Source organism: Rhizobium sullae, assembly GCF_900169785.1.
Taxonomy (GTDB): Bacteria; Pseudomonadota; Alphaproteobacteria; order Rhizobiales; family Rhizobiaceae; genus Rhizobium; species Rhizobium sullae.
Map to the genome: position 1 here is coordinate 1 of NZ_FWER01000259.1, position 202 is coordinate 202.

General features: G+C 54.5%; 1 pseudogene. It reads right to left on the bottom strand.

The features are described 5' to 3' along the window. Positions 1 to 202: pseudogene (gene purU / locus BN1800_RS40060) on the bottom strand (formyltetrahydrofolate deformylase); the annotation flags it as partial.

Sequence of the window (202 nt, forward strand, 5' to 3'; positions counted from 1 at the left end):
CTTGCCGGACATCTCGGTGCACATGCGGTCAGACAGGATCTGCATGTAGCGTGCAAGCACGATGAGTTCGGTGCCGGTGCTTTCCACCAGGTCCATGATCCTGGCTTCGGCCTGCAGCTTGTTTTGCTTGGTCACGGGAATGTGGTGGAAGGGAATATCATGATTGACCACCACTTTCTGGTAGTCGAAATGGTTGGAGACG